At 62.8% G+C, this 24,821-nt stretch carries 19 protein-coding genes and 1 pseudogene; 10 read left to right on the forward strand and 10 right to left on the reverse strand.

The window, feature by feature from the left end:
- Positions 1–2: 2 nt before the first annotated feature.
- Positions 3–1,376: pseudogene (locus tag AC3WJP_RS21100) on the forward strand (sensor histidine kinase); the annotation flags it as partial.
- Between the two features lie 23 nt (positions 1,377–1,399).
- Here AC3WJP_RS21100 and AC3WJP_RS21105 read toward each other — a convergent pair.
- From AC3WJP_RS21105 to AC3WJP_RS21125, 5 genes are all read right to left on the reverse strand, one after another.
- On the reverse strand, positions 1,400–3,022 hold the full coding sequence (locus AC3WJP_RS21105) for an EAL domain-containing protein (RefSeq protein WP_493723544.1): 1,623 nt from the start codon (positions 3,020–3,022) through the stop codon (positions 1,400–1,402).
- A gap of 61 nt (positions 3,023–3,083) precedes the next feature.
- Complete coding sequence (locus tag AC3WJP_RS21110; protein WP_493723568.1) at positions 3,084–3,830, reverse strand: N-acetylmuramoyl-L-alanine amidase; 747 nt, start codon at positions 3,828–3,830, stop codon at positions 3,084–3,086.
- Between the two features lie 218 nt (positions 3,831–4,048).
- Entirely contained in the window at positions 4,049–6,250 is a 2,202-nt protein-coding gene (locus AC3WJP_RS21115; RefSeq protein WP_493723543.1) for a GGDEF domain-containing protein, read from the reverse strand.
- Positions 6,251–6,399: 149 nt separating this feature from the next.
- Positions 6,400–7,050, reverse strand: a complete 651-nt coding sequence (locus AC3WJP_RS21120; RefSeq protein WP_493723542.1) for a thiol:disulfide interchange protein DsbA/DsbL — start codon at positions 7,048–7,050, stop codon at positions 6,400–6,402.
- Between the two features lie 238 nt (positions 7,051–7,288).
- Complete coding sequence (locus tag AC3WJP_RS21125) at positions 7,289–7,894, reverse strand: c-type cytochrome (protein WP_493723541.1); 606 nt, start codon at positions 7,892–7,894, stop codon at positions 7,289–7,291.
- Positions 7,895–8,071: 177 nt separating this feature from the next.
- Here AC3WJP_RS21125 and yihA point away from each other — a divergent pair, with 177 nt between their 5' ends.
- Positions 8,072–8,707 carry a ribosome biogenesis GTP-binding protein YihA/YsxC gene (yihA, locus tag AC3WJP_RS21130; RefSeq protein WP_493723540.1) on the forward strand — a complete coding sequence of 212 codons (636 nt, stop codon included), beginning with the start codon at positions 8,072–8,074 and terminating at the stop codon, positions 8,705–8,707.
- A 108-nt stretch (positions 8,708–8,815) separates the two neighbouring features.
- On the opposite strand, the gene AC3WJP_RS21135 is transcribed toward yihA, so the two are convergent.
- Both AC3WJP_RS21135 and polA read right to left on the reverse strand, forming a co-directional pair.
- Complete coding sequence (locus AC3WJP_RS21135; RefSeq protein WP_493723539.1) at positions 8,816–10,414, reverse strand: argininosuccinate lyase; 1,599 nt, start codon at positions 10,412–10,414, stop codon at positions 8,816–8,818.
- Positions 10,415–10,792: 378 nt separating this feature from the next.
- A complete protein-coding gene (gene polA, locus AC3WJP_RS21140) occupies positions 10,793–13,558 on the reverse strand; it encodes a DNA polymerase I (protein ID WP_493723538.1) in 2,766 nt (921 codons plus the stop codon).
- Positions 13,559–13,774: 216 nt separating this feature from the next.
- Between polA and AC3WJP_RS21145 the strand changes: the two genes are divergently transcribed.
- On the forward strand, positions 13,775–14,725 hold the full coding sequence (locus AC3WJP_RS21145; protein ID WP_493723537.1) for a homoserine kinase: 951 nt from the start codon (positions 13,775–13,777) through the stop codon (positions 14,723–14,725).
- A 90-nt stretch (positions 14,726–14,815) separates the two neighbouring features.
- Here AC3WJP_RS21145 and AC3WJP_RS21150 read toward each other — a convergent pair whose 3' ends face one another.
- The gene (locus tag AC3WJP_RS21150; RefSeq protein ID WP_493723536.1) at positions 14,816–15,754 is read right to left on the reverse strand and encodes a zinc ABC transporter substrate-binding protein; all 939 of its coding nucleotides are present in this window, start codon (positions 15,752–15,754) and stop codon (positions 14,816–14,818) included.
- A 58-nt stretch (positions 15,755–15,812) separates the two neighbouring features.
- On the opposite strand from AC3WJP_RS21150, the gene zur reads away from it, so the two are divergent.
- The 4 genes from zur (at position 15,813) to AC3WJP_RS21170 (ending at position 18,753) form a co-directional block, all read left to right on the forward strand.
- Complete coding sequence (gene zur, locus AC3WJP_RS21155) at positions 15,813–16,295, forward strand: zinc uptake transcriptional repressor Zur (RefSeq protein WP_493723535.1); 483 nt, start codon at positions 15,813–15,815, stop codon at positions 16,293–16,295.
- Positions 16,295–17,092, forward strand: a complete 798-nt coding sequence (gene znuC, locus AC3WJP_RS21160) for a zinc ABC transporter ATP-binding protein ZnuC (protein WP_493723534.1) — start codon at positions 16,295–16,297, stop codon at positions 17,090–17,092. Before zur ends, znuC begins: the two co-directional genes overlap by 1 nt.
- On the forward strand, positions 17,085–17,870 hold the full coding sequence (gene znuB, locus AC3WJP_RS21165) for a zinc ABC transporter permease subunit ZnuB (protein WP_493723533.1): 786 nt from the start codon (positions 17,085–17,087) through the stop codon (positions 17,868–17,870). Before znuC ends, znuB begins: the two co-directional genes overlap by 8 nt.
- 172 nt (positions 17,871–18,042) lie before the next feature.
- Entirely contained in the window at positions 18,043–18,753 is a 711-nt protein-coding gene (locus AC3WJP_RS21170; protein ID WP_493723532.1) for a PA5502 family lipoprotein, read from the forward strand.
- A 143-nt stretch (positions 18,754–18,896) separates the two neighbouring features.
- Here AC3WJP_RS21170 and katE read toward each other — a convergent pair whose 3' ends face one another.
- Positions 18,897–21,047 carry a catalase HPII gene (gene katE / locus AC3WJP_RS21175; RefSeq protein ID WP_493723531.1) on the reverse strand — a complete coding sequence of 717 codons (2,151 nt, stop codon included), beginning with the start codon at positions 21,045–21,047 and terminating at the stop codon, positions 18,897–18,899.
- 260 nt (positions 21,048–21,307) lie between these two features.
- Here katE and AC3WJP_RS21180 point away from each other — a divergent pair, with 260 nt between their 5' ends.
- The 3 genes from AC3WJP_RS21180 to AC3WJP_RS21190 all read left to right on the forward strand — a co-directional run bounded on the left by AC3WJP_RS21180 (position 21,308) and on the right by AC3WJP_RS21190 (position 23,880).
- Positions 21,308–22,315, forward strand: a complete 1,008-nt coding sequence (locus tag AC3WJP_RS21180; protein WP_493723530.1) for a methionine ABC transporter ATP-binding protein — start codon at positions 21,308–21,310, stop codon at positions 22,313–22,315.
- Complete coding sequence (locus AC3WJP_RS21185) at positions 22,315–22,986, forward strand: methionine ABC transporter permease (RefSeq protein ID WP_493723529.1); 672 nt, start codon at positions 22,315–22,317, stop codon at positions 22,984–22,986. The genes AC3WJP_RS21180 and AC3WJP_RS21185 overlap by 1 nt, the downstream gene beginning before the upstream one ends.
- Before the next feature lie 120 nt (positions 22,987–23,106).
- Positions 23,107–23,880 carry a MetQ/NlpA family ABC transporter substrate-binding protein gene (locus AC3WJP_RS21190; protein WP_493723528.1) on the forward strand — a complete coding sequence of 258 codons (774 nt, stop codon included), beginning with the start codon at positions 23,107–23,109 and terminating at the stop codon, positions 23,878–23,880.
- Positions 23,881–24,000: 120 nt separating this feature from the next.
- Here AC3WJP_RS21190 and AC3WJP_RS21195 read toward each other — a convergent pair whose 3' ends face one another.
- Complete coding sequence (locus tag AC3WJP_RS21195) at positions 24,001–24,633, reverse strand: SCO family protein (protein WP_493723527.1); 633 nt, start codon at positions 24,631–24,633, stop codon at positions 24,001–24,003.
- Positions 24,634–24,821 lie beyond the last annotated feature (188 nt).

Raw genomic sequence — 24,821 nt, forward strand, 5'->3', positions numbered from 1 at the left:
CGTTCAACAAGGTCCGCAATGACCTGATCGAAACCCATCGCGCTACTCTCGGGCTGATCACCGCGGGCGAGATGGCCTCCCACGACCGCGCGGTGCTGATTTCTTCGCTGCTGGGACTGGTGGGGCTGGCAGTGCTGATCATCGGTTTCATTACCGCCCACGGCATCGCCAAGCGTTTCGGCGGACCGATCGAAGCGCTGGCGACTGCCGCCGACCATATCAGCCAGGGCAATTTCGAGGTGACGCTGCCGACTTCATCGGCCGCCGAGATGACTCAGCTCACCCATCGCTTCGGCACCATGGCCGCCGCGCTGCGGCGTCATCAGGAAACCAACGTCGACGAACTGCGCGCCGGTCAGCAACGCTTGCAGGCGGTGCTCGACAGCATCGACGACGGCTTGTTGATGATCGACCGCCAAGGCCTGCTGGAACACCTCAACCCCGTGGCGCAGCGGCAGCTGGGCTGGGACGACAGCCAATTGGGCAACACCCTGGGCCAGGCATTGCAGCGTCCGGAGATGGACGAGCACTTGCAGTTGATTCTGCGCGGTGGCTCGCTGGAGCGTGCGCTGGAGGATTTGAGCTTTGAGGTCGATGGCGAAACCCGCCTGCTTTCCTACAGCCTGACCCCGGTCAGCCATCCGACCGGGCAGATTCTCGGCGCGGTGATGGTGCTCCATGATGTCACCGAGCAACGCGCCTTCGAACGGGTGCGCAGCGAGTTCGTCCTGCGTGCCTCCCACGAGTTGCGCACGCCGGTGACCGGTATGCACATGGCCTTCGGCCTGCTGCAAGAACGGGTGCATTTCGACCCGGCTTCGCGGGAGTACGACCTGCTGAGCACGGTCAACGAAGAAATGCAGCGCTTGATGCAACTCATCAATGACCTGCTGAACTTCTCGCGCTACCAGAGCGGGCAGCAAAAGCTCAACCTCGCGCCTTGCACCATCGGCGATCTGCTGCTGCGTGCAGAAGCCCGCTACCAGGGCCCGGCGCAGGAGAAGGGCATCGTCCTGGCCATCGAAGAGCAAGACGGCTTGCCGCGGCTGCTGGCCGATCAGGCGCAGCTCGACCGGGTGATCGACAACCTGATGGACAACGCCCTGCGCCACACGCCGGACAACGGCCGCATCCATCTGCAGGCGCGCCGCCACGCCGAGCGCGTGATCATCAGCGTCGAGGACAACGGCGAAGGGATCGCCTACGGCCAGCAAGGGCGTATCTTCGAGCCGTTCGTGCAGGTCGGGCGCAAGAAGGGCGGCGCCGGCCTCGGGCTGGCGTTGTGCAAGGAGATCGTGCAGCTGCACGGCGGGCGGATGGGCGTGTATTCACGGCCGGGGCAGGGCACGCAGTTCTATATGACGCTGCCGGTCTGAGTCAGCCGGCCTGATGGCGGCGCTCAGGCTTCGTCTTCGACCCGGCGGCCGATTTTCTTGCGCCGCCCGCGGGTCACCAGCTCGCTGAACTGGCGAGAATTGAGCGCCTGGGCGAACAGCCAACCCTGCCCGTAGTTGACCCCCTCGCTGCCCAGCAGCACGGCCTGGGCTTCGGACTCGATGCCTTCGGCGATCACCTTGAGGTCCAGGGCATGGGCCATGCGAATGATGTGCGGCGCCACGCCACTGCTGGCGGCGTCATGGCCGAGGGCGTCGATGAAGGCCTTGTCGATTTTCAGGCAATCCACCGGCAGCGTCTGCAGATAGGCCAGGCTGCAGTAGCCAGTACCGAAGTCGTCGATCAATACCTGATGCCCCAGGTCGCGCAGGCTTTGCAGGTTTTCCCGCGCGGGCACCACATCGATCAGGCCACGCTCGGTAACCTCGAAAGCGATCTGGCCCGGGGCCACCCGATAGATGTCCAGCAACCGTCCCACCACCGCGCCGATGCGCGGTTCCATGACATCGCAGGCCGCCAGATTGACGGAGATATACAGGTGCGGGTTGGCGCGTAGAACCTGGCCGAGCTGTTCGAGCAGTTGCTGGAGGACGAAGTCGGTGATCTCACGAATCAACCCGGTGTTCTCCGCCAACGGGATGAACAGGTCCGGGCTGGTCAGCGTGCCATCCGGGCGCCGCCAGCGCACCAGCGCCTCGGCGCCCACACAGCGACGGTTGCTCAGATCGAAGATCGGTTGATAAAGCACGCGTATCTCGCCGCGGCGCAGGGCGCCCTGCAGCTCACCGTTCAAGGTGCGGCGCTGACGCACCAGCAGCAACACCGACCAGCCGGAATAGATGGCGATCAGCAAGCTCGCGGGGAACAACAGCCACAACGGCGAGTTGAGCCGGGCCATCAGGTTGATCCGCGGAGTGATCAAGACCAATTGGTAGTCCGGCGATTTGGTCGACATGCGATAGATCAGGCGATCGTTGGTGATGGTCAGTGCGTCGTCCGAGCTTGGCGGCCAATTTGCCGTAGGCGGCCAGACCTGGGGCGGGCCCAGCACCGGCACCGCGCGCTGGCCCTTGTCGAGCAACACCAGCAAGCTGCCGTTGTCCGAAAGATCGACCACATCGGTCAAGTGGCCACGGGAGGTGGACACGCGAAAATTGCCGCGCCCCAGCATCAACGCCGCCAGGTTGTCGTTCGGCTCGGTCGAGGTGTTCAGCCAGTACTTGTAGGTGGGGCCTTGGATATCCGGGGGCCGATCGAGATCGGCGGTGGCCCGGCCGGGGCGGCTGGAGCAGGACTGGTTGCCATCGACGAACGCGGCCTCGAACACGAAGCGGTAGTCGAAGCCCACCTGGTTGAGCGCCGCCAGCATCGGTGCATCGCACTGGCGCGACGGCTGCGCCGCCAGTTGATCGACGCCTTCACGCAACTGGCCGAATATCTGTTCCAGACGATCGAGGAAGCGCTCGCCGCGAGCGTTCATCTGCTCGCTTTCGCTTTGTTCCAGCGCATGCTTGACCAGCAGGTAGCTGCCCGCCGACAGCGACAATGCAACGGCAATAGCGGTCAGCAACGCCAGAATCCAGGGGCGGCCCAAATGACTGCGCAGCGCTGCGGTGGCCAATAACATCGATGTTCATCCAAAGGGGTGCAAGCGGTTGAGAAATAGCCTGTGATTTGCTCCCGGCACATCACTTCATGTTATTGAGCACCTGCAGAATCGCGGCGCTTTGCGCATCGGCGCTGCCATCGAAGCGCGCCGGACGATAATGCATCTGGAACGCAGCAATGACATGGACAGTCGTGACATCGAACTCACCGGTTTGCGGAACCGCGTAACCCAATTGGGCGAGTTGCTGCTGGAACCAGGCCGCGCTCGGCAGATTGACATCGAATCGGGCCTTGTAGCGGGCTACCTCGTTGGCATCCGGCCAGATCCCGAAACCTTCCTGGGCAAGGCGTTTCCACGGGAACATCGGCCCCGGATCGAGCTTTCGCAGCGGCGCGATATCACTATGACCGACATAATTGCGCGGGTCGATCTTATATCGCGCGCGAATATCATTGAGCAGGTAGATCAGCGAATTGATCTGCTCCTCGGTGTAGGGGTACCAGATGCGTCCATTCGGGCCGTCGGTATAGCCCGGGTTGACGATTTCGATACCCAGCGAGCTGGAATTGAGCCAGGTGCGGCCTGCCCATTCGCTTTCTCCGGCATGCCAGGCCCGCTGGTTTTCATCCACCAACTGGTAGATGGTCGGCGGGTTGTCGCCGATCAGGTAGTGGCTGCTGACTTCGCCGTGGGTCAAAAGGGCCAGGGAGCGGGGCAGGGAGGCCGAGGTGTAGTGCATCACCACGAACTGGACGCGGCTGTCGTGGTTGGCTGAAGGGAAGCTGTGATCGATCTTCGGCGTGCTGCTGCAGGCGGCGAGCATCATCAACAGCGGGGCGGCTAAATAGCGGAGTAGTTTCAAGGTGAAGGCACGTGTTTGAAGGCGGCAATGCAATATCATAACGTAAAGGTTATTGGAATTTCGTGATTTGCCCGGCGTGTTCAGTTTGGGTTTATGTGCAATCTGTGTCGGCTTCTCCGCGGGCAAGCCTTGCTCCCACATGTCCGCGGTGCTGGAGCTGTGTGGGTTGGGGCAGCGAGACTCTACCCCGGCATTACGGTATTACGCCCCGCCTCTTTGGCCCTGTAGAGCGCCTGGTCGGCACGCTTGAGCACGGCGTCGGCACGTTCGTGGGGCTTGAACCCGCTGAAACCGATGGACGTAGTGATGGTGACCCGTTGCCCTTTGAAGTGGAACGGGCAGGCTTCGATCGCCGCGCGCAGGTCTTCGAGGACCGCCGCGCCATCCTGCTGAGCGGTGCGCGGCATCGACACGACGAACTCTTCGCCACCGAAGCGGGCGATGAAATCACCTGGGCGCAAGCGTTTGCGCAACTGTGCGGCGATGATCTTCAACACCTTGTCGCCGGCCAGATGGCCGTAGCTGTCGTTGATGACCTTGAAGTGGTCGAGGTCGATCATGGCCAACACTAATGGGTCGCCCGTGGCTTGCCATTGCGCGACTTCCTGCTCGAGTCGCTCGCTCCAGGCCGCGCGGTTGGGCAAGCCGGTGAGCGGGTCGTTCAGGGCTTTCTGCCGTTGTTCTTCCAGATGCTCGCGATAGCCCAGCGCTTCGGTTTCCATGGTGCTGACGCGCTCTGCCAGCGCCTGCAGACGGCTGGCGACCTCTTGTTCGCGCAGGTCGCGCTGCTGCTGGTGCGCATCGAGCGTGCCGAGCAGGCCTTCGAGGCGGCTGTCGAGGATGCCCTTGAGGCTGACGATGTCGGTGGCGCCGGCGACGCTGCTTTGCAGGCCGTCGACTTGCTCGCGCAACTCGCTGTCCATCTCGCGCGCAACGTTATGGTTGTCGGCGTGGCCATCGCTGGCTTCGCGCAGCTGGCTCTGGAAGCCTTCGAGGCGGCGGTTGAGCTCCTGCAGGTAGGTTTCGAATTCATGCTGGCCGCTGTCATTGACCGCCAGCATGAGCACGGCAAGATCGTCGAGGATCGGCAGCAGCTCGTACCAGTTCAAGCCGTGTTCGAGACGGCCTTTGAGGCTGTCGGCCTGCGGCTGATGACGTTCGGGCACGCTCAGGTCGTTGAGCAGGCCCAGCAGGGTGTCCTCGATATGGGTCGCTACCGAGCTGTAGGGCGGCTCGGGCGTGTCGGGCAAGGCGTAGAGAATGTCCTCGGCCGGCGCATGGGGGTCGATGGCGGCGAGGGCTTCGGCCATGACCGGGGGCAGTGGCAGGCTGTCGAGGTAGGTCGGCAGCGGGACCTTGGGGGCCGCTTGCGGCAACGGTTCATAGGTGTCGGGTGGCGCCGCGGGGGACGAGGGCGCGAATTCATCGGCGTCGGTGGTCGCTGCGGCCTCGTGGAGAAGGACAGGCGCGGGTTCGGACGCTGGCTTGGCTTCTAGCTCGGCTTCGGCTTCGGCTTCGGCTTCGGCTTCGGCTTCGGCTTCGGCTTCGGCTTCGGCTTCGGCTTCGGCTTCGGCTTCAGGCTCGGGGGGCGATGTGGCGGTGTCGAGGGCTTTTTCCGCCTCGACCATTGAGGCCGCAGGCAACTCGACCTGCGCCTCAGGCGCCTCGACGAGGGGCGCGGCAAGCTCGTCATAGGCTGACGACGCAGGTGCGATGCTTTCAGCCGGCGCAGGCACGACAGCACTCGTTTCAGCGCTGTCGGCGTGTTGCTCGACAGGTACCGCAACCGAGCCGCCGGCCACAGGCGGGTGAACCACCTCAGCCGCCAGGCCGGGCGCCGCCCCCTCTTGCGCCCCTGGCTCCTTACCGCCGAACAGCCGCTGCAACAAGCCAGGCCGAACCGGCTGGTCGGGCATCTCCAGCTGCGACAAGGCATCACCCTGCAATTTGCTCAGTTCACCCAGCAGCAACGGGATCTCCCGCGCCTGACCGGCACGCGCGTCGAGGCTCTTGGCAAACTTCTTCAACGGCCGGCTGACATCGCGGCTCAGGGGCAATGTCTGCAACTGGGTGACCAGTGCATTGAGGGCGCTGCCGATCTGTTCGACACGCACCTCGCGGCGCTGCTCGGAATCGAGAACGGCTTTTTCCAAACGCGGAATGAGACCGGCGAGGGCGGCGTCCATCTCGTCGGTGCGCACTACCTCGCGCATTTCCTTCATGCACTGGTCGACCGCCTTGTCACTGCCTTCGGCAGCCAGGGTACTGCGCACCAGACCTCGGCGCAGCAAGTCGAGACGAGCTTCCCAACGACGCTCGAGCTTCTCCTGGCGCTCCAGGCTCTTGAGGTATTTTTCTTTCCAGCGTTCGGATTCTTCGCTCATGCGGGTCTGCCAGAAAAACCGTTACCTGCTGGCAGAGGGGTCGCCACTCCTGCAGAACGCAGGAGCGGCAAGACGCTCGAACTTCCAGCGCCACCACCGGGCTGGGAGCCCGGCGTCGTTGCTATGTACTGATTACTGTAGCGCAGTTGTCACTGAGCGACTTTCATGGAAGCGCGTTCCTTGGCGATCAGTTGATCGGCCACGTTCAGCGCTTGCTCTTCGCCACCGGCGCTGCCCACGTCGAAACGGTACTTGCCGTTGACGATCATGGTTGGAACGCCGGAGATATTATATTTCTGCGCCAACTGCTTGTACTGAGCAATCTTGCCCTGGACCGCGAAGGAGTCGAAGGTCTCGAGGAATTTCTGCTTGTCGACGCCCTGGGTAGCGACGAAGTCAGCCATGGCGTCCTTGTCGGTCAGGCGCTTGCCTTCCTTCTGGATGGCGTTGAATACGGCAGCGTGGACCTTTTTCTCGACGCCCATGGTGTCGAGGGTGATGAACAGCTGGCCGTGGGCATCCCATGGGCCGCCGAACATGGCTGGAATACGGATGAAGTGGACATCGGCAGGCAGTTTTTCAATCCAGGGATTGATCACCGGCTCGAATGCGTAGCAGTGCGGGCAGCCATACCAGAACATCTCGACCACTTCGATCTTGCCCGGTACCTGGACGGGCACCTGGCTGTCCAGTTGAACGTAGGTCTTGCCTGCTTCGAGCGGAACGTTGTCGGCCGCCTGGGCAGTCAGGCCGAACAGGCTGACAACCATGAGGGCGGCGCTGAGAATCAGATTACGCATGCGTTACTCCTGTGCAAGATGGATCGCCATATACGACCAGCGCTAAGACCGGCCACGGCAAGATTCAGTTCGGTAGTGTAACGGCAGTTGTCGGCAAAAAGGCCACTCGGCGCTGAGGTTTCTTGTCCATGACAGGGATTTCATCTCGATTAATCGTTACCAATAGTTAACGACCGCAAGCGACAGCGCTGTAACTGCAATGACCCGGCCATGCTGCAACCGCTGCATTACCGCAGCGTTAACGCAGCCCCTGGAGATAGGCGGCCAGCGCGGCGATATCGCTGTCCGAAAGCCTGCCCGCGACCGTGCGCATGATCGCCGCATCGCCATCGTTGCTGCGCGCGCCGCTGCGGAAGTTGGTCAACTGTTTGAGGGTGTAGGCCGCCTGCTGCCCACTCAATTGCGGGAAGCCCGCCGCCGCCAGCCCCGCGCCATTAGGGCCGTGGCAGGCGCTGCAAGCGGGCAGGCCGGTGTCCAGCCGTCCGCCGTGATAGAGCGCCTCGCCCTGAGCGGCCAGAGCGGGATCGGCCACGCCGACACCCGCCGTCTTGCCTGCATAGAACGCGGCGATGTCGGCCAGATCCTGCGGCGTCAGGTTGGTCAACTGCCCGGTCATCTCCGGCACTGCGCGGCGACCGGCCTGAATGTCCTCGAGCTCCTTCAACAGATAACGCTCACCTTGCCCGGCCAACTTGGGGAAGATCGGCACCAGGCTGTTGCCGTCCGGGCCGTGACAGGCACCGCACACGGCGACCCTGGCCTGACCGGCGACAGCATCGCCCGCGGCCTGGGCGATCGCGCACCACCCCAGGCCCAACAGCAGGCACAGCATCCATCTGATCATCCGTTCCTCTCACACAGCCTGGCAGGTCTTCAACAATGTCAGCGGTCATTTGCTGGCGGGATAAACACCGCAGAGCGCGCGACGACCGCAGACAATCGGCGGCATTGTATACTGGCGCACCAGTAGCGGAACATCGCGCCCAATCGGGCCACCCACCGCGCCCTCATCGGATATCACATGCACGTCAAGAACCCCATCCTCGGTCTGTGCCAGCAGGCTACTTTTTCCCTCAGCGCCGCCAAGGTCGATCAGTGCCCGGATGACGAGGGCTTTGAAGTCGCGTTCGCCGGCCGCTCCAATGCGGGTAAATCCAGCGCGCTCAACACCCTGACCCACGCCAGCCTGGCCCGCACCTCGAAAACCCCGGGGCGCACGCAACTGCTCAACTTCTTCCAGCTCGACGAGCAACGCCGCCTGGTCGACCTGCCCGGTTACGGTTACGCCAAGGTGCCGATCCCGCTCAAACTGCACTGGCAGCGCCACCTGGAAGCCTATCTAGGCAGCCGCGAAAGCCTCAAGGGCCTGATCCTGATGATGGATATTCGCCATCCCATGACCGACTTCGACATCCTCATGCTCGATTGGGCGGTCGCCAGCCACATGCCCATGCACATTCTGCTGACCAAGGCCGACAAACTCACCTTCGGCGCGGCCAAGAACACCTTGCTCAAGGTGCAGAGCGAAATCCGCAAGGGCTGGGGCGACGCGGTGAGCATCCAGTTGTTCTCGGCGCCCAAGCGCCTGGGCCTCGAAGAGGCCTACGCGGTACTGGCCAACTGGATGGAACTGCCGGACAAAGTCGTCGAAGGGTGACGACTAGGTCACCTTGACCTGCCAATTGCTGCATGTCCGAGCGAGCGGCGGCGCGAGTGAAGTGGCGCTCTTGCGCCACCATCAGGAAGTCGAAGCTCCATGCGCGGATCAGCCCTTGGGCGCCAGCAGCTTGCCAAAGGCGCTGTCGAGATTGCTCTCGGCCTGGGTCAGTTTTTCGCGGCGCTGCTTGAGCCATTGGCGATCGTCGTCAAGGGTCTTGTGGGCTTCGGCGAGCATGCGCTTGACCTCCTCTGGCTGCGGGCCACCGGTGCCCTTGCGGGTCTTGACCATGTTCTGCGGCGACAGCGAAGCACGGAAGGTCGCCTCGTCGAGCGGCAGGGTATTGGGCGTCCAATGGAATTTGTCGGCAGCCTGGGTGTAAAGCGCCTGGGCGTGATCGTAAGGGAAGGTCTTGGGCGTGAAGCCATTGTCGCGGGCTTCTTCAACGATCAGCGAAGCGAAGCTGTGGCCGATACGAAATGGGACTTTCTGGGTGCGCTCCAGGGTGTCGGCCAGCTCCATGGAGGTGGTCCATTCGTTTTCCAGCTCTTCGCGGGCGCGCTGGGGATTGACCTGCAAGGCGTCGAGCACGGCGTCCATGGCACCGAACATGTCCTTGGTCGAATCGAACACGCCCAGGGAATCAAAGGCGAACTTGTAGTCGGTCATGCCGGTGGTGACATTGTGGGCGCGCAGGGTCACGGTCTGCGCCAGGCCGACCACATCCGAGGACGTCTCGCGGGCACGCATCAGCAGCCCAGGGTTGCGCTTTTGCGGCATGGCGCTGCTGGTGTAGGTCTTTTCTTCATCCAGCAGCAACCAGGGGCGGATCTGATGATATTGGGTGTGGATGTCGCCGATCATCGCGCCGATGCGGATCGCCGAAGACGCCGCGATGTTGGCCGCTTCGATCGGGATGTCATAGGTCGAGACTTGGCTGGAATCCAGTGAATTTTCCCGCACGCCATCGAAGCCGAGCAGCTCGGCCAGGCGCTCGCGGTTCAACGGGTAGGCGGAGTTGGCCAGCACTGCGGTGCCCATGGGGCTGAGATTCAGACGCTGGTACAGCTCACGGATGCGCTGGCCATCGCGATCGAAGGAGGCTTCGAACGCCAGCAGGTAATGGGCATAGGTGATCGGCATGGCCTGCACGCCATTGGTGTAGGCCGGCACCAGGGTGTCGACGTTCTTGTCGGCCAGCTCGAGGATGCGCTGGCGCGTGGCATTCAGCGCTTCGTCCACGGCCAGCACGTCGGCGCGCAGCTTGGCCAGCCGGTAAGTGGCGAGCATGTCCTGACGGCTGCGGCCGGAGTGGATCAGCGACGCCTCGGGACCGATCTTGTCGGTCATGATCTGCTCCAGTTGCAGCACATCGGTGGGGCGCTTGCCGTCCGGCTGATCGCCTTGCTCGATGGCGAAACGCACACCGCCGGCGAGTTTTTGCGCCATCTGCGGGGTGACGATGCCCTGTTCGGTGAGCATCACCAAAGAGGCCTTGTTGATGCGGTTCAGCCAGGCGAACTGGCTTTCGCTCTTGTCTCCCTTGCCCTTGGATTTATCGACGGTGGCGCCGATCTTCGCCGCCTGGGCGGCGCACTGCTCGGTGGTGGCGCAGGGCAGGTCGGCGGTATTGGCGGCGTATGCGGTGTAGCTGCCGCTCAGGGCAAAGGCGACAGCCAGGTGCAGAAGGGTCTTGGTGGCAGGCATGGTGGATCTCCGATTGTGCTTTTTATTAGAGGGCCCAGCCGGAAAAAGCCTACAGCGGTCATCTGCAAATATGAAATATATACAACAGGGGGTCTGGATACGTTTCAGATATGGCGACGTTTTTTCAGGCAAAAAAAACCCCTGGACTTCGTATGGGGAGGGGGAAGTCAGGGGTTCAAGTACCAGACCTCCCAGGGAAAGGGGTCCGGATATCTGCCAACACTTAACACAACATAGGAGCATGAACGGCATCACTGCCATTCACGTTCTCTGAGTGGCCGTTCGGCCGATTAGTTCCTGACCGATCGGCAAACAGCCGCGATCAAGTCCTTGTTTCATAATCAGAACCGAGCATGACACCCGCTTCATCTGCGGCTGTCAGTGCGCCTCGTCCCAGTTCAGACCGACGCCCACTTCCACCAGCAGCGGCACGTCCAATTGCGCCGCGTCACTCATGTGCGGGCGGATCTGCGCGCTGATTTGCTCGACCAGATCCTCGCGCACCTCCAGGACCAATTCATCGTGCACCTGCAGGATCACCCTGGCGTCCAGGCCCGAGGTGTCGAGCCATTGGTCGACCTTGACCATGGCGCGCTTGATGATGTCCGCCGCGGTGCCCTGCATCGGCGCGTTGATTGCGGTACGCTCGGCGCCTTTGCGCAGGGCCGGGTTCTTGGCGTTGATGTCTGGCAGATACAGGCGCCGGCCGAACAGGGTTTCGACGAAGCCTTGCTCGGCGGCCTGGGCGCGGGTGCGCTCCATGTAGGCCAGCACGCCCGGGTACTGAGTGAAATAACGATCGATATAAGCCTGCGACTGCTTGCGATCGACACCGATCTGCTTGGCCAGGCCAAAGGCGCTCATGCCGTAGATCAGACCGAAGTTGATCGCCTTGGCGCTGCGCCGCTGATCGGTGGTGACGTCCGCCAGCTCGACGCCGAACACTTCCGCCGCCGTGGCCCGGTGTACGTCGAGGTCGTTCTGGAAGGCATGCAGCAGGCTTTCGTCACGGGCCAGGTGGGCCATGATGCGCAGCTCGATCTGCGAGTAGTCCGCCGCCAGCAGTTTGTACCCCGGTGGGGCCACGAACGCCTGGCGAATGCGTCGCCCTTCGGCGGTGCGAATGGGGATGTTCTGCAGGTTCGGATCGCTGGACGACAAACGCCCGGTGGCCGCCACCGCCTGGTGGTACGAGGTGTGGATGCGCCCAGTGCGCGGGTTGATCTGCTCGGGCAGGCGGTCGGTGTAGGTGCTTTTCAGCTTGCTCAGCGAGCGGTACTGCATCAGCACCTTGGGCAGCGGGAAATCCAGCTCGGCCAGTTCCGCCAGCACGGCTTCGGCGGTGGAAGCCTGGCCCTTGGCGGTCTTGTTGAGGATCGGCATGCCGAGCTTCTCGTACAGAATCACGCCGAGCTGCTTGGGCGAGCCGAGGTTGAACTCCTCACCGGCGATGTCGAACGCCTCGCGCTCCAGCGCCACCAGCTTGTCGCCCAGTTCGACGCTCTGCACACCCAGCAGCTTGGCATCCACCAATGCGCCCTGGCGTTCGATCTTGGCCAGCACCGGCACCAGCGGCATCTCGATGTCTTCGAGCACCGGCTTGAGGCTCGGGGTGGCGGCGAGCTTTTCCTGCAGGAGCAGGTGCAGGCGCAAGGTGATGTCGGCGTCTTCGGCAGCGTAGGGGCCCGCCTGTTCCAGCGCGATCTGGTCGAACGTCAGCTGCTTGGCGCCCTTGCCGGCGATGTCCTGGAAGGCGATGTTGGTGTGATTGAGGTACTTGTAGGCCAGGCTGTCCATGTCGTGGCGGGTCGCGGTGGAGTCCAGCACGTAGGATTCGAGCATGGCGTCGTAGGCCACACCGCGGACCATGATGCCTTGGCTGATGTCACCGCCGATGGCGCAGTTGGCGAGGATGTTCATGTCGTACTTGGCGTGCTGGCCGACCTTGAGTTTGGCCGGATCTTCGAGCAGCGGCTTGAGCGCACGCAGCACGGTGTCGCGGTCCAGCTGCTCGGGCACGCCCATGTACGAATGGGTCAGGGGGATGTAGCAGGCCTCGTGGGGCTCGACGGCGAACGACAGGCCCACCAGCTGCGCCCTCTGGGCATCGAGGCCGGTGGTTTCGGTATCGAAGGCGAACAGCTTGGCGCCTTTGAGCTTTTCCAGCCAGACGTCGAAGCGGGCCTGGTCGAGAATGGTTTCGTAGCGGCTTTCGACCTCCACCTGCGGCTCGCTCGGCGTGGCGATCTCGGTGCCTACGCGCTTGGCGTCACGCTGGATCTCGTCGACCCAGCTGCGGAATTCCAGCTCGCTGTACAACGCCAGCAGGGCCTCGCGGTCCGGCTCGGTGCACATCAGCGCGTCGACTTCGATGTCCAGCGGCACATCGATCTTGATGGTCGCCAGCTCGTAGGAGAGGAAGGCCATCTCGCGGTGCTCTTCGAGCTTGGCGGGCAGGCTCTTGGCGCCGCGAATCGGCAGGGCGGCGACCTTGTCGAGGTTCTCGTAAAGCTCCTTGAGGCCGCCGCCGATGCCGACCAGCAAGCCCTGGGCGGTCTTTTCACCGACGCCCGGGACGCCCGGAATGTTGTCGACCTTGTCACCCATCAGCGCCAGGAAGTCGATGATGTGCTCGGGACCGACGCCGAACTTCTCCTTGACGCCAGGGATGTCGAGGACGCTGCCGGTCATGGTGTTGACCAGCGTGATATGGCCGTCCACCAGCTGGGCCATGTCCTTGTCGCCGGTGGAGATGATCACCGGGCGATCGCTGGCGGCGCTGCTGCGGGCCAGGGTGCCGATCACGTCATCGGCCTCGACGTTGTCGACGCACAGCAGCGGATAGCCCAGGGCGCGCACCGAGGCGTGCAACGGCTCGACCTGCACACGCAGATCGTCGGGCATGCTCGGGCGGTTGGCCTTGTACTCGGCGTACAGTGTGTCGCGAAAGGTCCCGCCCTTGGCGTCGAACACCACCGCGAAGGGGCTGTCCGGGTACTGCCGGCGCAGGCTCTTGAGCATGTTCAGCACGCCCTTGACCGCACCGGTCGGCATGCCCTTGGACGTGGCGAGGGGTGGCAGCGCATGGAAGGCGCGGTACAGGTAAGAGGAACCGTCCACCAGGACGAGGGGGGCTTTGCTCATGAGCACAATCAACCTTTTCGACGGGTCTGGCGCTAGAATGGCCGGATCATTGACGACAAAGCCACAAGGTTATCATGGGCAGCGCAAACTGCCCGGCCGACATGTCCATGTGCGCGGCGCGCTGGTAGCATCAGCGACTTTTCTACCCAAGGGGCGCCTGGCGCCAATTTCAACCGGGCGGCCCGCTGCGGCACGCCAAGATGGGCAACTTTCGACATGTCTGTGTTTACTCCGCTGACGCGGCCCGAGCTGGAACAATTTCTCGCCCCTTACGGCCTGGGTCGCTTGCGCGACTTTCAGGGCATCGCCGCTGGAACGGAAAACAGCAACTTCTTCATCAGCATGGAGCAGGGCGAGTTCGTCCTGACCCTGGTGGAGCGGGGCCCGGTACAGGACTTGCCGTTCTTCATCGAGTTGCTCGACGTGCTTCACCAAGCCGATATCCAGGTGCCCTACGCGCTGCGCACCACCGATGGCGTGGCCCTGCGCGAGCTGGCGGGCAAGCCGGCGCTGCTGCAGCCGCGCCTCGACGGCAAGCATATCGCCAGCCCCAACAACCAGCATTGCGTGCAGGTCGGCGAGCTGCTGGGCCATATCCACCTGGCCACGCGGCCGGCGGTGCTGGAGCGCAAGACCGATCGCGGCCTGGACTGGATGCTCGAAGAAGGCGCGGCGATGGTGCAACGCCTCGAAGCCGGCTCGGCGGCGCTGCTGAGCGCGGCACTGGAGGAGATCCGCACCCACAGGCAGGCGATCCTCGATCTGCCGCGGGCCAACCTGCATGGCGATCTGTTCCGTGACAACGTGATGTTCGAGGGCACCCACCTGACCGGTGTGATCGACTTCTACAACGCCTGCTCCGGGCCAATGCTGTATGACCTGGCGATCACCCTTAATGACTGGTGCTCCACCGCCGACGGGCAGATCGACGCGCCGCGGGCGCGGGCGATGCTCGGCGCTTATGCGGCGCTGCGACCGTTCACCGCGGCGGAAGCGCAGCTGTGGCCGGTGGTCCTGCGGGTGGCGTGCGTGCGGTTCTGGGTGTCTCGGCAGATTGCGGCGGAGTCGTTTGCGGGGATGGATGTGCTGATCCATGACCCGAAGGATTTCGAGATCCGGTTGGCGCAGCGGCAGAAGATCAATATTCCCCTGCCGTTTGCCCTGTAGCGAGGGGGCTTGCCCCCGAAAATCGTGCCAGCGCCTTTGATAGAGACTGACACACCATAATCGGGGGCAAGCCCCCCCGCTACAGGGAAGTCACAGGGAGTTCAGGCACCCCACCAGATCGTCCCCCAGCTTGCTCAACAGCTGCTCATACCCGTTCGCCGTCGCCTCATTGAAGCCCCCCAGCGCATCCAGCTCGGCCAGCTTGACCGGCAGCCCTGCCGTCAGTGTCTCGGCCAGGCGTGGGCGCATCGGCGGTTCGCTGAACACGCAGGTCTTGCCGACTTCCTGCAAGCGCGCGCGCATGGCCGCCACATGCTGGGCACCCGGCTGCACTTCCGCGGCCACGGTGAACACTCCGGCGTGCTTGAGCCCGTAAGCGTCCTCGAAGTAATCGAAAGCCTCGTGGAACACGAAGAACGGCTTGCCGGCGATCGGCGCCACTTGCGCCTTGAGCTTGGCATCCACGGCGTCCAGCCGCGTGGCGAAGGCCTTGGCGTTGGCCTGGTAACGGCTGGCGTTGGCCGGATCGGCCTTGCTCAAATCCATGGCCATGCTGGCGGCGATCACCCGTGCGTTGACGCTCGACAGCCACAGGTGCTCGTCCAGAGAACCGGGTTGATGATCGTGATCATGCTCGTCGGCGTCCTCGTGGGAGCCGCTGTCCGCGGCAAAATGGCGCAACTTCAGCCCCGGCACGTCGGCCACCGCGACGGTCGGTTTGCTGCGCCCCTGCAGGGGCCGCTCCAGGAAGTTTTCCATCTGCGGACCGATCCAGTAGAACAGGTCGGCATCGCCCAGGCGCCGCACATCCGAAGGGCGCAGGGCGTAATGATGCGGGGAGGCGCCGGGAGGCAGCAGCACGTCCGGCGTACCGACGCCGTCTTCCACCGCAGCGGCGATCAATTGCAACGGCTTGATGCTGGTCAAGACCTTCACCGGGCCCTGATCGGCGGCCTGAGCACCAGCGAAAACGCCGCAGCTGATCAAAAAAGCGACAAAAACTGCAAAAAATCGGGACACAGTGACCACTCGAGGAGGCGAGAACAGGTAACATAATAACGTCTCTCTCAAAAGCCGTCGCCGCCCCATGTCAAAAACACCCTTGGCCAGCCGCCCCCACGATCACTCCCACTGCGTGCATACCGCGCTGTCGGAAGCCGATGCCCTGTGCGCCAGGAATGGGCAACGCCTGACCGCCTTGCGCCGGCGCGTGCTGGAGTTGGTGTGGCAGAGCCATAAACCGCTGGGCGCCTATGACATCCTCGCCGTGCTCAGCGAGCAGGACGGCCGCCGCGCCGCGCCGCCTACGGTGTACCGCGCGCTGGACTTTCTGCTGGACAACAATCTGGTGCACCGCATCGCCTCGCTCAACGCTTTCATGGGCTGCAATCACCCCGAGCACGCACACCAGGGGCAGTTTTTGATCTGCCGCGAGTGCCACATCGCCATCGAGCTGGAGCAGGCGAGCATCAGTGAAGCCATCAGCCTGGGCGCCAGCAATGTCGGCTTCCGCGCCGAAGGGCAAACGGTCGAGGTGGTCGGCATCTGTTCCGCCTGCGTGGGGGCCTGATGAGTTCAGCGTTGATCAGCCTCGATCAGGTGACGGTCAATTTCGCCGGTCAGGCCGTGCTGGACAAGGTTCAGCTCAGCGTCAATGCCGGCGAGATCGTCACCCTGATCGGCCCCAACGGCGCCGGCAAGACCACCTTGGTGCGCGCCGTGCTCGGCCTGCTCAAGCCGGACAGCGGCAACGTCTGGCGCAAGCCACGCCTGCGCATCGGCTACATGCCGCAGAAGCTGCAAGTGGATGCCACCTTGCCGCTGTCGGTGCTGCGTTTTCTGCGCCTGGTGCCGGGGGTCGATCGCACGAGGGCCCTGGCCGCGCTGGAAGAAGTCGGCGCCGTGCAGGTCATCGACAGCCCGGTACAGACCATCTCCGGCGGCGAAATGCAGCGCGTGCTGCTGGCCCGGGCACTGCTGCGCGAGCCTGAGCTGCTGGTGCTCGACGAGCCGGTGCAGGGCGTCGACGTCAACGGCCAGCTGGAGCTGTACAGCCTGATCACCCGTCTGCGCGAACGCCACGGTTGCGGCGTATTGATGGTGTCCCACGATCTGCATCTGGTCATGAGCACCACCGATCAGGTGGTGTGCCTCAACCGCCACGTCTGCTGCTCCGGCCACCCGGAACAGGTCAGCGGCGATCCGGCCTTCGTGGCGCTGTTCGGCCAGAATGCCGCCAATCTGGCGATCTACCACCACCATCACGACCACGCCCACGACCTGCACGGCGCCGTGGTCGGTGAGGGCGGCGAAGCGCTGCCCCAGGCGCATGTCCACGTTCATGGAGACGGCTGCAAGCATGGCTGATTTTCTGTTGTATGCCTTGCTGGCCGGCCTGGCGCTGGCGATTGTCGCCGGACCGCTGGGTTCGTTCGTGGTCTGGCGACGCATGGCCTATTTCGGTGACACGCTGTCCCACGCGGCCTTGCTGGGCGTGGCGCTTGGGTTCGTACTCGACGTCAGTCCGACATTAGCGGTGACCGTGGGCTGCCTGCTGCTGGCGATCCTGCTGGTGACCTTGCAGCAACGCCAGCCCCTGGCCTCGGACACACTGCTCGGTATTCTGGCGCCCAGCACGCTGTCCCTCGGGTTGGTGGTGCTGAGCTTCATGCACGATGTGCGCATCGATTTGATGGGCTATCTGTTCGGCGACCTGCTGGCCATCAGCCCGACCGATCTGGCCTGGATCCTCGGCGGCAGCGCGGCTGTGCTGGTATTGCTGGCGGTACTCTGGCGGCCGCTGTTGGCCGTGACCGTGCACGAAGAGCTGGCCAAGGTCGAAGGCTTGCCGGTAGCGACCCTGCGGATGGCCTTGATGCTGTTGATCGCTATCGTCATCGCGGTGGCGATGAAAATCGTTGGTGTGCTGCTGATTACTTCGCTGCTGATCATCCCCGCCGCTGCGGCCCAGCGTCATGCCCGTTCGCCGGAGCAGATGGCCGTGGGCGCCAGCGTGCTCGGCGTGGTGGCGGTGTGCTGTGGGCTGGCGATGTCCTGGTTCAAGGACACCCCAGCGGGCCCTTCCATTGTGGTTGCGGCCGCGGTGTTGTTTCTGCTCAGCTTCGCCCTACCACGCCGTAACTGACTCTGTAGCGAGGGGGCTTGCCCCCGAAAGATGTATCAGTGCCGGAGATGTCGCTGACCTATCTTTCGGGGGCAAGCCCCCTCGCTACAGAGTCCAGCACATGTCTGGTTTTCTCCAGGGCCCTCTTGGGTGTAGACTTGCTCGTTTTTTGCGCAAACAGAGAGTCGCAGGAATGAAGCCGTACGCCTCCCGTTATCTGCTCCTTGTTGTATTTTCGCTGACGTTGGCTGCTTGTCAGAGCAGGCCGACCGACACCGCGCCGCCGCCCGAACCCGAGGCGTACCAGCAGCTGTCGCAAAATATCGCCAGCAATGAACTGGCGACCGCCGAAGATCAACTCGCAGCCCTGCAAAAACAGAATCCGACCGATGAGCGCCTGGAGAACTACCAGCGCCAGTTGGCCGAAGCCTATCTGCAGCGCAGTCAGGTGGTATTGCAGAAAGGTGATGTGAACGCCGCTGCCAGTGCCCTGGCCCGTGCCCGCGCCTTGATGCCGACCGCCCCGGCGCTGACCAGCGGCGTCAACGGCGCCATTGCCCATGCGCGCAAGGCCGAGCTGGACCAGGCGGAAGCGGCGGTCAAAGCTGCCGAAGCACGCCCGCCGGCCAAGTTGCTGGACCCGACCGCAACCTTTACGCCGATAGAGCTGAACATCGCCGATATCAATGAACTGCGCAGCCAACTGGATGATCTGGCCGTCGATATCGTCAATTACAAGTGCAACGTGATCGTGCAAGTGCCGCGCGCCGCGGATTATCCGTGGCTGGCAAGCTTGCTGAAAAAGCGCGTGATCAAGCAGGCGCCTGATCTGCAATGGAAAATCGGCCGCCGCCTGGAAGCCAAGCAGCGGCCGATCGTGGTGCTGATTCCGTCCAAGCCCTGACGCATAGCACCTGTAGCGAGGGGGCTTGCCCCCGATAATTGGGTCAGCGACATTTCCTGTGACTGATGTACCTATCGGGGGCAAGCCCCCTCGCTACAGGGTCGTGCGAAGAAGCCGGACATGCATCCGCTCCCACATACAGGTCAGGCCGGCACAGCCTTGGCTTTCGGCTCCCGCGCCCACACCCGATGCTGGGCGATGGCCTGGACGAACGCCTTGAAGGTCTTGGCATCCTGCCCCACCAGCAAACCAGCATCCTCATCCAGCTTCAGCGCATCGATCAGCACCTTGGCATCCGGGCTGATGCCGATCGCCTTGAGGTGCTTGTAAGCCTCCAGCAGATAGTGCAACGCCACCCCATCCGTGCTCAGCGCCTTCACCGAGACCGCGCCACCCGGCACCCATACTGCGTCGAACGCCACCGACGGCAGGCCTTCCATGGACGCATCCACGGGCAGAGTCTTGCCATCTGCAGTCTTTACCGGCGATGAGGTCGGACCGAGCACCTTGGCATGGGCACCTTCCGCCTCCAGCACTTGCTTCAGCGCATCGATCGCCGCCGAATCGACGCCATTCGCCACCAGAATCGCCACTTTGCGCGTCTTGATGTCGCCCGACAGCAGATTCACCTGGCTCAGCGCAGGCGATGCCTTGAGCGAAGACGGCTTGGTCTGCACGGTAGCCGCTTTCGGTGCGGGCAGGCCCAGGTTCTCGGCCACTCGCGCGGCCAGTGTCAGGTCGATGTTGGCGAGGATTTCATTCACCTGACGCACACGGATGTGCTCGCGCTCGACCTTGCCCAACTCGAAGCTGTACGCCGCGATGATGTGCTCTTGCTCCGCCTCGCTCATGCTGTTGAAGAACAACGTAGCCTGAGAGAAGTGGTCGCCGAACGATTCACTGCGTTCACGCACCTTGTGCGCGTCGACGCGCTCCGGATAGGTCTCGAAACCCCCATCCTGAGGACCGGCAGGGGTTTCTTTCGGCCAGCCACCATCAATCGAGTTGGGCTCGTAGGAAGCCCGGCCCTTGTCGATCGTGGTGCGGTGCATGGCATCGCGCTGACCGTTGTGGTTGGGCGCCAGCGGCCGGTTGATTGGCAGCTCGTGGAAGTTCGGCCCGCCCAGTCGGCTGATCTGCGTGTCGGTGTAGGAAAACAGCCGACCCTGCAGCAGCGGATCGTTGGAGAAATCGATCCCCGGCACGATATGCCCCGGGCAGAACGCTACCTGCTCGGTCTCGGCGAAGTAGTTGTCCGGGTTGCGGTTGAGCACCATCTTGCCCAGCGGCGTCACTGGCACCAGCTCTTCGGGGATGATCTTGGTCGGATCGAGCAGGTCGAAGTCGAATTTATGCTCGTCTTCTTCGGCGACGATCTGCACACCGAATTCCCACTCTGGATAATCACCCATCTCGATCGATTCCCACAGATCTCGGCGGTGGAAGTCAGTGTCCTTGCCCGCCAGCTTCTGCGCCTCGTCCCACACCAGCGAGCAAACGCCTTGCTTGGGCTTCCAGTGAAATTTGACGAAAGACGCCTTGCCTTCGGCGTTGATCAATCGAAAGGTGTGGATGCCGAAGCCTTCGATGGTGCGCAGGCTCTTGGGGATGGCACGGTCGGACATGGTCCACAGCACCATGTGCGCGGATTCAGGCACCAGCGAGACGAAGTCCCAGAAAGTGTCGTGGGCCGAGCCGCCGGTGGGGATCTCGTTGTGGGGTTCGGGTTTGACCGCGTGCACGAAGTCCGGGAACTTGATCGCATCCTGGATGAAGAACACGGGCATATTGTTGCCGACCAGGTCGAAATTGCCCTCATCGGTATAGAACTTGACGGCAAAACCGCGCACGTCGCGAACCGTGTCGCCGGAGCCGCGCGGGCCTTGCACGGTAGAGAAACGCACGAATACCGGGGTGATCTTCGAAGGGTCCGTCAGGAAGCCCGCCTTGGTCAGCGCTGCATGGGACTCGTATGCCTGAAAATAACCATGGGCCGCGGTGCCGCGAGCATGGACGATGCGCTCGGGAATGCGCTCGTGGTCAAAATGGGTGATTTTTTCCCGCATGATGAAATCTTCGAGCAACGATGGCCCGCGGGCCCCGGCTTTCAAAGTGTTCTGGTTGTCGCTGACCTTGACGCCCTGGTTGGTGCGCAAGGCCTGCTCGGTGGCGTCCGAGCGAAACTGTTCGAGGCTTTCGAGCTTGTCGTTGGTGTTGCTGCGGTCCAGCGTATCGGTACCGGCAAGTTGGCTGGCCCCGGTGGATTGGGTTGCCGGTGCTTTGGCTTTCGTCATCTGACCTAGACTCCTCAAAAATATGGCCCGTTAAAAGGGCTCTGCTTTAAAGGCCTGCAAACATGCAGTGCCCTCACGGTGTCTAGTAGTGACCGGTCGGCGTTTTTATACGTTCCTTTTATTTATGACCCCTCGTCGCCTTATGCCGAAAATGAAGGGAACGCTATGAAATAAATGCTAATACCCTCTATGCAGACAGGCTAAAATGCGCGCCCAGCTATCCGCTGCTCCTAATTCATGCGCCCCACAAGGTTCGCTAAGTGATCGAGTTCCAACAGGTAAATAAAACCTACCGCGTCGCCGGTAGGGACATTCCGGCATTGCATCCCACCTCCCTGAGCGTTCCCCAGGGCCAGGTGTTCGGCCTGATCGGGCACTCCGGCGCCGGCAAGAGCACGCTGCTGCGCCTGATCAACCGCCTTGAAACCCCGAGCGGTGGCACCATCATCGTCGATGGCGAGGATGTGACCGCCTTCAATGCCGACCAGTTGCGGCGCTTTCGCCAGCGCGTCGGCATGATCTTCCAGCACTTCAACCTGCTCTCGTCCAAGACCGTGGCCGATAACGTCGCCTTGCCCTTGAGCCTGGCCGGCGAGCTGTCTCGCGCACAGATCGACAAACGCGTGGCCGAACTGCTGGCCCGCGTCGGCCTGCAGGACCACGCAAAAAAATACCCGGCGCAACTGTCCGGCGGCCAGAAACAGCGCGTCGGCATCGCCCGCGCCCTGGCGACCGAGCCGAAAATCCTGCTGTGCGACGAAGCCACCAGCGCCCTCGACCCGCAGACCACCGCCTCGGTGCTCAAGCTGCTGGCCGAGATCAATCGCGAGCTGAACCTCACCATCGTATTGATCACCCATGAGATGGACGTGATCCGCCGGGTCTGCGATCAGGTCGCGGTGATGGACGCCGGGGTGATCGTCGAGCAGGGCCCGGTGGCCAAGGTGTTCCTGCATCCGCAGCACCCCACCACCAAGCGCTTCGTGCAAGAGAGCGAACAGGTCGATGAAAACGAACAGCATGATGATTTTGCCCATGTGGCGGGCCGTATCGTGCGCCTGACCTTCCAGGGCGAATCGACCTATGCACCCTTGCTGGGCACGGTTGCCCGCGAAACCGGCGTGGATTACAGCATCCTCGCCGGCCGTATCGATCGCATCAAGGATGCCCCCTACGGCCAGCTGACCCTAGCCATCACCGGGGGCGACATGGACGCCGCCTTTGCCCGCTTCACCGAGGCGGATGTCCATATGGAGGTACTGCGCTGATGGACCTGTTGAATTACTTCGCCGACGTCGACTGGCTCGACATCGGCCAGGCCACGCTGGACACCCTGACCATGCTCGGCGCCTCGCTGCTGTTCACCGTGGTGCTGGGCCTGCCGCTGGGCGTGCTGCTGTTCGTGTTCGGCCCGCGCCAGCTGTTCGAGCACAGGGGCCTGTATGCGGCCCTTGCCTTTGCGGTCAACGTGCTGCGCTCGCTGCCGTTCATTATCCTGCTGATCGTGCTGATCCCCACCACCATGTTTCTGGTCGGCACCTCGCTCGGGGTGATGGGTGCGATTCCGCCGCTGGTCATCGGTTGTACGCCGTTTTTCGCGCGGTTGGTGGAAACCGCCTTGCGCGAGGTCGATCGCGGCATCATCGAAGCGACCCAGGCCATGGGCGCCACGCCTCGGCAGATCATCATCCGCGCGTTGCTGCCTGAAGCGCTGCCGGGGATCTTCGCCGCTGTGACCGTCACCGCCATTACGCTCGTCTCCTATACCGCCATGGCCGGTGTGGTCGGCGCGGGGGGACTGGGCGACCTGGCCATCCGCTACGGCTACCAGCGCTTCCAGGACAACGTCATGTACGTGACCGTGGTTATCCTGATCATCATGGTGCAGGTGCTGCAATCGATCGGCGACAAGCTGGTGGTGCATTTTTCGCGCAAGTGACCCAACCCTGTAGCGGGGGGGCTTGCCCCCGAAAGATGTATCAGCCACAACGAAGTCGCTGGCACGATCTTTCGGGGGCAAGCCCCCTCGCGACATAGAACCTCACAAGGAGTAGACCCTATGAAAAAACTGCTGGCCATCGTCGCCGCCCTGGCATCTTTTGCCGTGCACGCCAACGACACCCTCACCGTGGCAGCCACCGCCGTGCCCCACGCCGAGATCCTGGAATTCATCAAGCCGCAACTGGCCAAGGAAGGCGTGGACCTGAACGTCAAGGTGTTCAGCGACTACGTGCAGCCGAACGTGCAAGTGGCGCAAAAGCAGATGGATGCCAACTTCTTCCAGCACCAGCCGTATCTGGACGAATTCAACAAGGCTCGCGGTACCGATCTGGTGGCTGTGGTGGGTGTGCACCTGGAGCCGTTGGGCATCTATTCGACCAAGTACAAGACGCTGGACGAAATCCCCGGTGGCGCTCAGGTGGTGATTCCTAACGACGCCACCAACGGCGGTCGCGCACTGCTGCTGTTGCAAGCGGCCAAACTGATCACCTTGAAGAATCCGACCGATATCCTGTCGACCGTCAAGGACATTACCGCCAACCCCAAGGACCTGAAGATTCGTGAGTTGGAAGCGGCCACCCTGCCGCGCGTGCTGACCCAGGTGGACCTGGCGCTGATCAACACCAACTATGCGCTGGCGGCCAAACTGGATCCGGCCAAGGATGCGCTGCTGATCGAAGGTGCCGATTCGCCATACGTGAACATCCTCGTGGCCCGCCCGGACAACAAGGATTCGCCTGCCATGCAGAAACTGGCCGCGGCGCTGCACAGTCCCGAGGTGAAGCAATTCATCACCGATAAGTACAAAGGCGCTGTGGTTCCGGCGTTCTAATCGCTGTCTGACCCCTGTAGCGGGGGGGCTTGCCCCCGAAAGATCGCGCCAGCGACTTCGTTGTGGCTGCTACATCTTTCGGGGGCAAGCCCCCCCGCTACAAGGTTCGCGCTGGCTTGCTCAATCCCCCTTGAACAACCCCGGCAGCTGCGCCACCAGCTTGGGGGTGCTGAACGGCGCACGGATGAACCCGCGCTGGGTGCCATCCGGCCCGATCAGCGCCAGATTGCCGCTGTGACTCACCGTGTAGTTCGGCTTGCTGGTGTCCGGCTCCACGTAGGGCATGCTCACCGCCCTGGCGAACGACTCCAGCACCGGCACTGGCGCGTTGAAGCCGCGGAAGTCCTTGTCGAAGTAACCCAGATACTCCTTGAGCTTGGCCGGTGTATCGCGCTGCGGATCGACGCTGACCAGGATCACTTGCATACGCGCGACCGTGCTCTTGGGCAGTTCGGCCTTGATCTGCCGCAACTGCGCCAGGGTGGTCGGGCAGATGTCCGGGCAGAAGGTGTAGCCGAAGAACAACACTGACCATTTGCCTTTCAGCTGATCGAGGCTGACGGGCTGGCCGTCCTGATCGGTCATCTGCAACGCTGGAATGGGCCGGCTCTGGGGCAGCAGGATGATCCCGGCATCGATCTGCTCGGGGGAGAAGCTGGCGTTGCGCTGGTCGAGCACGTACTTGACGGTCAGGCCAAGGACCAGTGCCACCACCACGAACAGTGCAAAAACGGTCTTTTGGGTTCGATTCATACATTCAACGCAGGAGGTTGATCCGTGAACAGCGCGGTGTCTCATTAAGGCTGTAGCCGATCACCGCGCGCAGCCGGTGGCTACGGTACAACACCCCACCGCGCCACAGGAAGAACCATGGGGAGCAAGCTTATAACCGCATGATGGCGATTCGATATAATCGCATTGCGCACCCGCGTTAAATAATT

This window comes from Pseudomonas sp. GW821-FHT01A09, assembly GCF_058986725.1.